This is a genomic window from Geodermatophilus sp. SYSU D00697 (assembly GCF_054050175.1).
The window spans coordinates 1-9,566 of sequence record NZ_JBJGYV010000056.1 but is presented as its reverse complement, the minus strand read 5'-3'; the positions used below and the strand labels follow the sequence as shown (position 1 = coordinate 9,566).

The following is a 9,566-nucleotide window of genomic DNA, read 5'->3' as shown; positions in this document are numbered from 1 at the left end:
GGGGGGGGGGGGGGGGGGGGGTTCTGGGGGCGGGGGGGGGTTGGGGGGGGGGGGGGGGGGGGGGGGGGGGGGGGGGGGGGGGGGGGGGGGGGGGGGGGCGCGGGCCGCGCCCCCCCCCGACGCCGGGGTCGCCTTCCGGTACGGCACGGCCGTCGAGCGGCTCGACGGCTCCGGGCGGCGGGCCACCGGCGTGGTGCTCGACGACGGCGAGCGGCTGCCCGCCGACGCGGTCGTCGTGACCGCCGACCGGCCCGAGCGGCTGGTGCCGGGGTCCGCGCGGCGCCGGCGGCCGGTGTACTCACCCTCGTGCGTCGCACTGCACGTCGGCGTCCGGGCCGAGCTGCCCGGGCAGGCCCACCACACGATCAGCTTCGGCGCCGCCTGGCGGGAGGTCTTCGACGAGCTGACCCGGACCGGGTGCCCCATGACCGACCCCAGCCTGCTGGTCTCCATGCCGTCGGTGACCGACCGGAGCCTGGCGCCCGAGGGCGGGCAGGTGCTCAGCATCGTGGCGCCCACCCCGAACCTGGACCCGCACAGCGGCGGCAACCCCGACCTGGACTGGACGACGCTCGGCCCGCGCTACCGCGAGGAGGTCCTGGCCACGCTCGAGGCCCGGGGCTGGACCGGGCTCACCGGCGCGATCGAGGTGGAGCACGTGGACACCCCGCTGACCTGGGCCGCACAGGGCATGGCCGCCGGGACGCCGTTCGCCCTGGCCCACACCTTCGGGCAGACCGGGCCGTTCCGGACGCCGACCCTCCCCCGCCGCGGCCCCGAGAACGTCGTCCTCGCCGGGTCGTCGGTGCAGCCGGGCGTCGGCGTGCCGATGGTCGTCATCAGCGGGCGGCTGGCCGCGGAGCGGATCACCGGATGACCGTCGTCCAGCCGCCGCGGTCGCGGGAGGAGCAGCAGGCCCGCCTGGACGCGGCCTACCGGCACTGCGCCGCGATCGCCGCCCGCCACGGCAAGAGCTACCACCTGGCCACCCGGCTGCTCACCGCCGACCGCCGTCCGGCCGTCCACGCCCTCTACGCCGCGGCCCGCACCGCCGACGACCTCGTCGACCACCCCGGCGCCGACCCGGCCGGCGACCTCGCGGCATGGTCGCGGGCGGTGCTGGGCGAGCTGGAGGCCGGCTGGTCCGACGACCCCGTGCGGCTGGCGCTCGTGCACACCTACCGCCGGTACGCGATCCCGGTGGAGCACCTGGTCGACTTCCTCGCCGCGATGACCAGCGACCTCGAGGTCACCGGTTACGCCGACATGGACGCCCTCGACCGGTACATGTGGGGCTCGGCGTCGGTGATCGGCCTGCAGGTGCTCCCGGTGCTCGGCACGGCGCCGGGCGTGCGCCGCGAGGAGGCCGCGCCGCACGCGATCGCGCTGGGCGAGGCGTTCCAGCTGACCAACTTCCTGCGCGACGTCGCCGAGGACGTCGACCGCGGCCGGGTCTACCTGCCCGCCGACCTCATGGCCGCGCACGGCGTCACCCGCGAGCAGCTGGCGGCCAAGCGGTACGACGCGGCCTTCCGCGAGCTGATGCGGGAGATGGTGGCGATCGTGCGCCGCCGCTACGACGACGCCGCGCCCGGGACGCCGATGCTCGCGCCGGAGTCCCGCGACTGCGTGCGCGCGGCCACCGCCCTCTACGGCGGGATCCTCACCGAGATCGAGCGGGCCGACTACCGGGTCCTCGACCGCCGGGTCCGGGTGTCCCGGCCGCGCCGCCTGGCGGTGTTCGCCCGCCGGTTGACCGCCGCCCAGCTGGCCAGGGTGAGGGTCACCATGGCGAAGCCGAACAGCAGGTCCTCGACCGGGGCGTAGGCGATCCGCGGCCCCCAGATGCCCGTCGGGTCGTAGGTGACCACCTGCAGCCCGGTGAGCACGCCGTTCATGAGCAGCTGGAAGGCGATCACGATCGCGTAGGCCACCCAGAACACCCGCCGGGTGACCATGCGGGTCCGGTAGACGGCCAGGTCGACGACGAGGACGGCGACCACCGCGGTGACCGCCAGGGCGGAGTAGCTCACCGGTCGGCCTCCTCGGCGGGATAGCCGGCGTCCCAGCCGGTCACCTTCCGCACCGCCTCCAACGCCAGTACCGAGCACAGCGGGACGACGAGGAAGAACAGCACCTCCTCGACCGGGATGCCGCCGGGCAGCCGGACGCCGAGGGTGAGCTCGTCGGAGTAGTCCCAGTGGCCCTGCGCGATCGCGTAGAGCACCCAGACCACGAAGACGACGAACTCGGGCAGCACCGCCAGGAGCAGCCGCCGCCAGCGGGCGTACACGCGCACCCGCAGCACCAGCTCCAGCGGCGCGGTGACGACCAGGCAGCCGGCCAGCAGCGCCAGGTACGTCAGGGAGCCCACGAGCCGGTCAGAACGCCAGCGCCTGGGCCCGGCGGGTGACCTCGGTGTGCCGGTCGCTGCGCAGCGCCTCGACCGGGGTGCCCGGCAGCGACTCGTCGGCGCGGAAGAGCCACTCGAACACCTCCTCGTCGCTGTACCCGCCGTCCCGCAGGACGGTGATCAGGCCCGGCAGGTGCTTGAGGACAGCCCCGTCCCGGAAGAAGTCGGCGGGGATGCGGCTGTTGCCGCTGCCGGGGACGGCGAGGATCTTGCGCTCGCGCAGCAGCTGCCGGACCCGGTTCGGCGAGACCCCCAGTACAGCGGCGACCTCCGCGGGGGTGAACGTCTCCATAGGCTCCGAGCCTATGGCGCACGAGCAGCGGACACCCCCGGCACCCGCCCTGCCGGGCCAGCGCCGTTCCGGCGAGACGCCGGACGACGGTCCCGGGCCCGACCTGCTCGACCTCGCCGCGCTGGAGGCCCGGGCGCGGGAGCTGCTGCCCGGAGACGTCGCCGACTACTACGCCGGCGGCGCCGAGGGCGAGGTCACCCTGCGCGAGGCGCCGGCCGCGTGGCGGTCCTGGCGGCTGCGGCCCCGGGTGCTGCGCGGCCCCACCGCGGTCTCCCTCGCCACCACGCTGCTGGGCAGCGAGGTCGCGACACCGGTCGGCGTGGCGCCGTGGGCCTACCAGGCGATGGCCTCTCCCGAGGGGGAGCGCGGCACGGCCGAGGGGGCGGCGACCGCCGGCGCCCTGATGACCGTCTCGACCTCGGCGAGCACCGGGCTGGCCGAGGTCGCCGCCGTGGCGCCGGACGCGCCCAAGTGGTTCCAGCTCTACCGCGTGCACTCCCCGGCCCACACCGACGGCCTCGCCCGCCGCGCCCGCACCGCCGGCTACCGCGCGCTGGTGCTCACCGCGGACATGCCCGTCTACGGACGGCGGCTGCGCGACCTGCGGGCGGCCTTCGCGCTGCCGGCCGACCACCCCCTGCCCAACCGCCCCGGGACAGGGGACCACGCCGACGTCCCCGTCTGGACCTTCGACGACATCGGCCGGTTCGCCGACCTCTCCGGCCTGCCGGTGGTCGTCAAGGGCGTGCTGCGGGGGGACGACGCGGCGCGGTGCGTCGCGGCCGGGGCGGCGGCTGTGTGGGTGTCCACCCACGGCGGCCGGCAGGCCGATCCGGTGGTGGCCAGCGCGCACGCCCTCCCCGAGGTGGTCGAGGCGGTCGGCGGCGAGGCGGAGGTGTACGTGGACGGCGGCATCCGCGCGGGCTCCGACGTCCTCACCGCCCTCGCCCTGGGCGCCCGCGCGGTGTTCGTCGGCCGGCCGGCGGTGTGGGGCCTGGCGACCGGCGGCGCCGCAGGCGTGGCGCGGGTCCTGGCGGGACTGAGCGCCGAGCTGGCGCACACGATGGCGCTGTGCGGCGTGGCCGACGCCACCGCCGTCCCGCGGGACACGGTGACCGAGGCTCCCGGGACCCGCCGGTAGGATCGCTGCGGGGCCGTGACTGGCGCATCGAGGTGGGACCGACCACCGGGGAGCGGCCCGCACCACCCCGCCGGGCGCCTGGGCACCTCCTGACTCGACACCCGCGCTGGAGCCCCCCATGACGGACGCGACCGCCTCCTTCGACGCAGCCACCGCCTCGGCGGCCTACCGCAGCGCCCTGCAGGTCATCGGGGCCGTCGAGCCCCGCGTGGCCGACGCGATCGGCGCCGAGCTCGCCGACCAGCGCAGCTCGCTCAAGCTGATCGCCAGCGAGAACTACGCCAGCCCCGCCGTCCTGCTGACGATGGGCAACTGGTTCAGCGACAAGTACGCCGAGGGCACGGTCGGGCACCGCTTCTACGCCGGGTGCCAGAACGTCGACACCGTCGAGGCGCTGGCCGCCGAGCACGCCCGCGAGCTGTTCGGCGCCCCGCACGCCTACGTGCAGCCGCACTCGGGGATCGACGCCAACCTGGTCGCGTTCTGGGCGGTCCTGGCCACCCGCGTCGAGGCCCCCGCGCTGGAGAAGGCCGGCGTCCGGCACGTCAACGAGCTGACCGACTCCGACTGGTCCGAGCTGCGCCACGCGCTGGGCGACCAGCGGATGCTGGGCATGTCCCTGGACGCCGGCGGCCACCTCACCCACGGCTTCCGCCCGAACATCAGCGGCAAGATGTTCGAGCAGTCCTCCTACGGCACCGACCCGGAGACCGGCCTGCTCGACTACGACGCCGTCCGGGAGCGGGCGCGGGAGTTCCGCCCGCTGATCCTCATGGCCGGCTACTCCGCCTACCCGCGCCGGGTCGACTTCGCGCGGATGCGCGAGATCGCCGACGAGGTGGGCGCGACCCTGGTCGTCGACATGGCGCACTTCGCCGGGCTCGTCGCCGGGAAGGTCCTCACCGGCGACTTCGACCCGGTGCCGCACGCGCACGTGGTCACCACCACCACGCACAAGTCGCTGCGCGGCCCGCGCGGCGGCGCGGTGCTGGCCCAGCCGGAGTTCGCCGACGCCGTCGACCGGGGCTGCCCGATGGTGCTCGGCGGCCCGCTGCCGCACGTCATGGCCGCCAAGGCGGTCGCGTTCGCCGAGGCCCGCCGTCCGGAGTTCGCCGGCTACGCGCAGGCGGTCGCCGACAACGCGCAGAGCCTCGCCGAGGGCCTGACCCGCCGCGGGGCGCGGCTGGTGACCGGCGGCACCGACAACCACCTGGTGCTCGTCGACGTCTCCGGCTTCGGCCTCACCGGGCGGCAGGCGGAGTCCGCGCTGCTGGACGCCGGCATCGTGACCAACCGCAACGCGATCCCGGCCGACCCCAACGGCGCCTGGTACACCTCCGGCATCCGGCTGGGCACCCCGGCCCTGACGACCCGCGGGTTCGGGGCGGCCGAGTTCGACCGCACCGCCGAGCTGATCGTCGACGTCCTCTCGGGCACCTCGCCCACCGCCACCCGGGACGGCTCGCCCTCCAAGGCGAGGTACGCGACCACCGACGGCCTGGCCGACCGCACGCGCGACGCGGCGGCCGAGCTGCTCGAGCGGCACCCGCTCTACCCGGGTCTCGACCTGGCCTGAGGCCCCCCGCCGGGATCAGGGGACCTGGTCGTGGAGGGTCCTCCCCCACCTCAGACGGTGAGGGAGGACGCTCGATGACCAGGTCCCCTGATCGTCCCCCTCCCCGAGTCCGGTGGGGGGACCGGGACCGGTGTGACTCGTGCTCCCGTCGGGACCGTCCGCCCGCGTGTACGGACCGTTCCGGCAGGTGGGGCTCCTACACTCGGCCGGGTGGACACCGCCGTGACCGACCCCGTGGTCGGCCTCGTACTGGAGGGGCGTTACCACCTCCAGGAGCGGCTGGCCCGCGGCGGCATGTCGACCGTCTACGCCGCGCAGGACCTGCGGCTGCACCGGACGGTCGCGGTCAAGGTCATGGCCGAGCACCTGGCCCACGACCCGACGTTCGTCGGCCGGTTCACCCGCGAGGCGCGGGCCGCGGCGATGCTCAGCCACCCCAACGTCGTCTCGGTCAGCGACCAGGGCAGCGACCAGGGCCTGGTGTTCCTCGTCATGGAGCTGGTGCGCGGCCGCACGCTGCGCGACCTGCTGCAGGCCCGCGGCCGGCTCACCATCGGCGAGGCGTTCGCCGTCCTCGAGCCGGTGCTGTCCGGGCTGACCGCCGCCCACCGCGCCGGCATCGTGCACCGCGACATCAAGCCGGAGAACGTCCTCATCGGGTCCGACGGCGTGGTCAAGGTCGCCGACTTCGGCCTCGCCCGCGCCCTGACCGGCACCGGCCAGACCAGCCACACCGGCGGCGTCCTCATCGGCACGGTCGCCTACCTCTCCCCCGAGCAGCTCGAGCGCGGCAAGGCCGACGCACGCAGCGACGTCTACGCCGCCGGGGTCGTGCTCTACGAGATGCTCACCGGCCACCCGCCCTACGGCGGGGACACCCCGCTGGCGGTGGCCTACCAGCACGTCCACCACGACATGCCGACCCCGTCGGACGAGGTCCCCGGGATCCCGTGGGAGGTCGACGACCTCGTCGCCCGCACCACCCGCCGCGACCCCGTCCTGCGGCCCCTGGACGCCGGGGCGTTCCTCGCCGACCTCGAGGACGTGCGGCGCGACCTGGGCATCGAGCGGGTGCCGGTGCCCACCGGCCGCAGCACCGCCGGCCCCGACACCCTCCGCCCCACCAACCGGCCCACCCGGCCGCGGCACCCCAGCGACCCGGGCCGCGACGGCGACCCGCGCACCGAGGTGCTCGGGGTCAACGGCACCCGGCCCGGCCGCGGCGGCCGCACCTCGATGCTGCCGGGGATGGGCCCCGGCCCCACGACCGACGTCGGCGGGCGCCGCCCCGGGCTCGAGCGCACCCGTCCCGGCGTGCCCCAGCACATCCGCCGGCGCCGGGCGCGGTTCGCCGCCGCGCTGGTGTTCCTGCTCGCGGTCACCATCGGCGCGGTCGGCTGGTGGCTGGGTTCGGGCCGCTGGACGACGGTGCCGCAGCTGGTCGGCAAGGACCAGGCCGCCGCCGTCGACCTGCTGCAGCAGGCGGGGCTGGACCCCGACTGCTGCGAGGAGCAGTTCAGCGAGGACGTCGCCGAGGGTGTGGTGATCTCGGCCGACCCGGACGGTGGCGAGGCGATCCGCGGCACCGACGTGTCGCTCGTCGTCTCCAAGGGCCCGGAGCGGTTCGAGGTCGACCCCGAGATGGTCGGCCGGCCGCAGGACGAGGTCCTGGCCGAGATCGACGACACCATCCCGGTCGTCGTCGAGGTCCAGCAGGACTACGACAACAAGATCCCGGTCGGCCACGTCACCGGCTTCGACCCCGAGATCGGCACCGAGCTCAAGCGCGGCCAGGCGCTCGTCGTCTACGTCAGCCGCGGCCACGAGCCGGTGACGGTCCCCGCCCTCGTCGGGCTCTCACCCGAGGAGGCGACCGCCAACCTCGAGGCGCTCGGCTTCACCGTCGAGCAGTCGGAGGGGCGCAGCGCCGACGTCGACCGCGGCGAGGTCATGGCCGTCGACCCGGCCAGCGGCCAGAAGGCGCCCTACGAGAGCACCGTGACGATCCAGGTCTCGGTCGGCCTCCCGCAGGTCACCGTGCCCGACGTCGTCGGCAAGAGCCAGCAGGAGGCCACCGCCCTGCTCGAGGCGGCGGGGTTGAAGGTCAAGGTCAGCCAGTTCTTCGGCGACCGGGTGCTGCGACAGAGCCCCGGGGCCGGCGAGGTGGTCGACATGGGGACCTCGGTGACCATCCTGGTGACCTTCGGATAGGACTGAGAACGCTGCGTACTGCTGCGGGTGGGCCGCCGATCGGCGCGCACATCCAGATCAAGGGCGGGCTGGCCACGGGCGGCCTGACCTACACCGACGCCGTCGCCGCGCGGGCCGTGCAGGTCTTCGTCGGCAACCCGCGCGGCTGGAAGCTGACCGCGGGCGACCCCCGCCAGGACGCCCGGTTCGTCGAGGGCTGCGCCGAGCGCGGGGTGCCCGCCTTCATCCACACGCCGTTCCTGGTCAACGTCGGCTCCCCCACCGAGGCCACCGTCGAGCAGTCGATCGCCAGCATCGCGCACAACCTGGCCCGGGGCGCCCAGCTCGGCTGCCGGGGCGTGGTGGTGCACGCCGGCTCCGCCGTGGGCGAGGACCGCTACGAGGACGCGCTGCGCCAGCTGCACGAGCGGCTGCTCCCGGTCCTGGAGGCCGCGCCCGCCGACGGTCCGCGGCTGCTGGTCGAGCCGACCGCCGGCGGCGGGAAGTCCCTCGCCGCGACGGTCGAGGACCTCGGCCCGTACCTGGCGGCGCTGGAGCACCACCCGTTGGTCGGCGTCTGCTTCGACACCTGCCACGCGTGGGCGGCCGGCCACGACCTCTCCGTGCCCGGCGGGATGACCGCGACGCTCGACGCGCTGGAGGCCAGCGTGGGTCCGGGCCGGCTGGGCCTGGTGCACGCCAACGACTCCCTCGACGCGTGCGGGTCCAAGCGGGACCGGCACACCACCATCGGCGCGGGCACCATCGGCGGCGGCGCGTACGGCACCGGCCCGTTCGCCGAGCTCCTGGCCCACCCGTCGATGACCGGCGTCCCGGTCGTCGTCGAGACCCCCAGCGAGAAGGACGGCGTCGCGTGGGCCGGGCACGCGGCCGACATCGCGCTGCTGTGCTCACTGCGCGACGGCACCGCCGCGGACCGGGCCCCCGCCGCCTGAGGCCGGTGGCGGCGTACGACAGATGTCCCGGGACGAATCCGTCCGGTGGCGGTTGGCACACAGGTGAGGCTGGGCTAACTTAGGGGTGCCTTTCCTTCCCCTGCCCCCGGGAGTGCCGCGCGTGTACGTCTGCATCTGCTTCGCCGTGAGCGAGGCCCAGCTCGCCGACGCCATCGCCGACGGTGCCCGCACGGAGGAGGAGGTCGGCGACGCCTGCGCGGCCGGTACCGGCTGCGGCAGCTGCCTGGACCGCATCTGCGACCGGCTGCGCGCCGCGGACCCCCTGCACGGCCTGGAGCTCCGCGAGCCCGCCGCCTGAGGACAGGCTGCCCATGCCAAGGTCGGCCTGAGTCCGATGGGCCCTTCCGAGCCCGGCTAACCTCGGCCGCAACCGAGCCGAGGAGGAGCGTTATGCAGGGCGACGCACGGGTCATCGAGTACCTGAACGAGCAGCTGACCAGCGAGCTGACCGCCATCAACCAGTACTTCCTGCACGCCAAGATGCAGGCGAACTGGGGCTACAACAAGCTCGCCGAGCACACCCGCGACGAGTCCATCGAGGAGATGACCCACGCGGAGCGGCTCACCGACCGCATCCTCTTCCTCGAGGGCCTGCCGAACTACCAGAAGCTGCTGCCGCTGCGGATCGGGCAGACCGTCCGCGAGCAGTTCGAGTCCGACATGGCGATCGAGGTCGAGGTCCTGGCCCGGCTGCGCGAGGCGATCCCCTACTGCGAGTCGGTCGGCGACCGGGTGAGCAAGAACCTGTTCGAGTCGATCCTCGAGGACGAGGAGCACCACATCGACTACCTCGAGACCCAGCTGCACCTGCTCGACACCCTCGGCGAGCAGCTGTACCTGGCCGGCCAGATCGAGCACCCGACGCCTGGCGACCACGCCGAGTGACCCCACCCGTGCGACGGGGCCGCACCCCAGGAGCGGTGGGGGCCCCGTCGGGTCAGCGTGCCGGGGGTCTCGGGGCGGCCCGGAGCGCGACG

Annotated in this window: 10 protein-coding genes, 1 pseudogene and 1 riboswitch; of the genes and pseudogenes, 8 read left to right on the top strand and 3 right to left on the bottom strand. The window is 75.0% G+C overall.

Annotation, left to right across the window (positions count from 1 at the left end; translation table 11 throughout):
• The first annotated feature begins 40 nt into the window (after positions 1-40).
• On the top strand, positions 41-877 hold the full coding sequence (locus ACI79C_RS24945) for a phytoene desaturase family protein (RefSeq protein WP_456948395.1): 837 nt from the start codon (positions 41-43) through the stop codon (positions 875-877).
• Positions 874-1,827, top strand: coding sequence for a phytoene/squalene synthase family protein (locus ACI79C_RS24940; protein WP_456948394.1), 954 nt, complete (start codon positions 874-876; stop codon positions 1,825-1,827). Before ACI79C_RS24945 ends, ACI79C_RS24940 begins: the two co-directional genes overlap by 4 nt.
• Here ACI79C_RS24940 and ACI79C_RS24935 read toward each other — a convergent pair.
• The 3 genes and pseudogenes from ACI79C_RS24935 to ACI79C_RS24925 all read right to left on the bottom strand — a co-directional run.
• A pseudogene (locus tag ACI79C_RS24935) lies at positions 1,824-2,003 on the bottom strand (lycopene cyclase domain-containing protein); the annotation flags it as partial. The gene ACI79C_RS24940 and the pseudogene ACI79C_RS24935 overlap by 4 nt on opposite strands.
• Before the next feature lie 26 nt (positions 2,004-2,029).
• Positions 2,030-2,374: a lycopene cyclase domain-containing protein gene (locus ACI79C_RS24930; protein WP_456948393.1), complete on the bottom strand. Its 345-nt coding sequence runs from the start codon at positions 2,372-2,374 to the stop codon at positions 2,030-2,032.
• Positions 2,375-2,381: 7 nt separating this feature from the next.
• Entirely contained in the window at positions 2,382-2,705 is a 324-nt protein-coding gene (locus ACI79C_RS24925; RefSeq protein ID WP_456948392.1) for an Rv2175c family DNA-binding protein, read from the bottom strand.
• Positions 2,706-2,718: 13 nt separating this feature from the next.
• On the opposite strand from ACI79C_RS24925, the gene ACI79C_RS24920 reads away from it, so the two are divergent.
• The 6 genes from ACI79C_RS24920 (at position 2,719) to bfr (ending at position 9,474) form a co-directional block, all read left to right on the top strand.
• Entirely contained in the window at positions 2,719-3,846 is a 1,128-nt protein-coding gene (locus ACI79C_RS24920; RefSeq protein WP_456948391.1) for an alpha-hydroxy acid oxidase, read from the top strand.
• A 5-nt stretch (positions 3,847-3,851) separates the two neighbouring features.
• A riboswitch (ZMP/ZTP riboswitch) is annotated at positions 3,852-3,937 on the top strand.
• Between the two features lie 27 nt (positions 3,938-3,964).
• Positions 3,965-5,422, top strand: a complete 1,458-nt coding sequence (locus tag ACI79C_RS24915; RefSeq protein ID WP_456948390.1) for a glycine hydroxymethyltransferase — start codon at positions 3,965-3,967, stop codon at positions 5,420-5,422.
• A 210-nt stretch (positions 5,423-5,632) separates the two neighbouring features.
• Positions 5,633-7,633 (top strand): Stk1 family PASTA domain-containing Ser/Thr kinase, encoded by a 2,001-nt coding sequence (gene pknB, locus ACI79C_RS24910; RefSeq protein ID WP_456948389.1) that lies wholly within the window; start codon positions 5,633-5,635, stop codon positions 7,631-7,633.
• Positions 7,630-8,568 (top strand): deoxyribonuclease IV, encoded by a 939-nt coding sequence (locus ACI79C_RS24905; protein WP_456948396.1) that lies wholly within the window; start codon positions 7,630-7,632, stop codon positions 8,566-8,568. The genes pknB and ACI79C_RS24905 overlap by 4 nt, the downstream gene beginning before the upstream one ends.
• A 121-nt stretch (positions 8,569-8,689) precedes the next feature.
• Positions 8,690-8,887, top strand: coding sequence for a (2Fe-2S)-binding protein (locus ACI79C_RS24900; protein ID WP_456948388.1), 198 nt, complete (start codon positions 8,690-8,692; stop codon positions 8,885-8,887).
• Positions 8,888-8,979: 92 nt separating this feature from the next.
• Positions 8,980-9,474 (top strand): bacterioferritin, encoded by a 495-nt coding sequence (gene bfr / locus ACI79C_RS24895; protein ID WP_456948387.1) that lies wholly within the window; start codon positions 8,980-8,982, stop codon positions 9,472-9,474.
• Positions 9,475-9,566 lie beyond the last annotated feature (92 nt).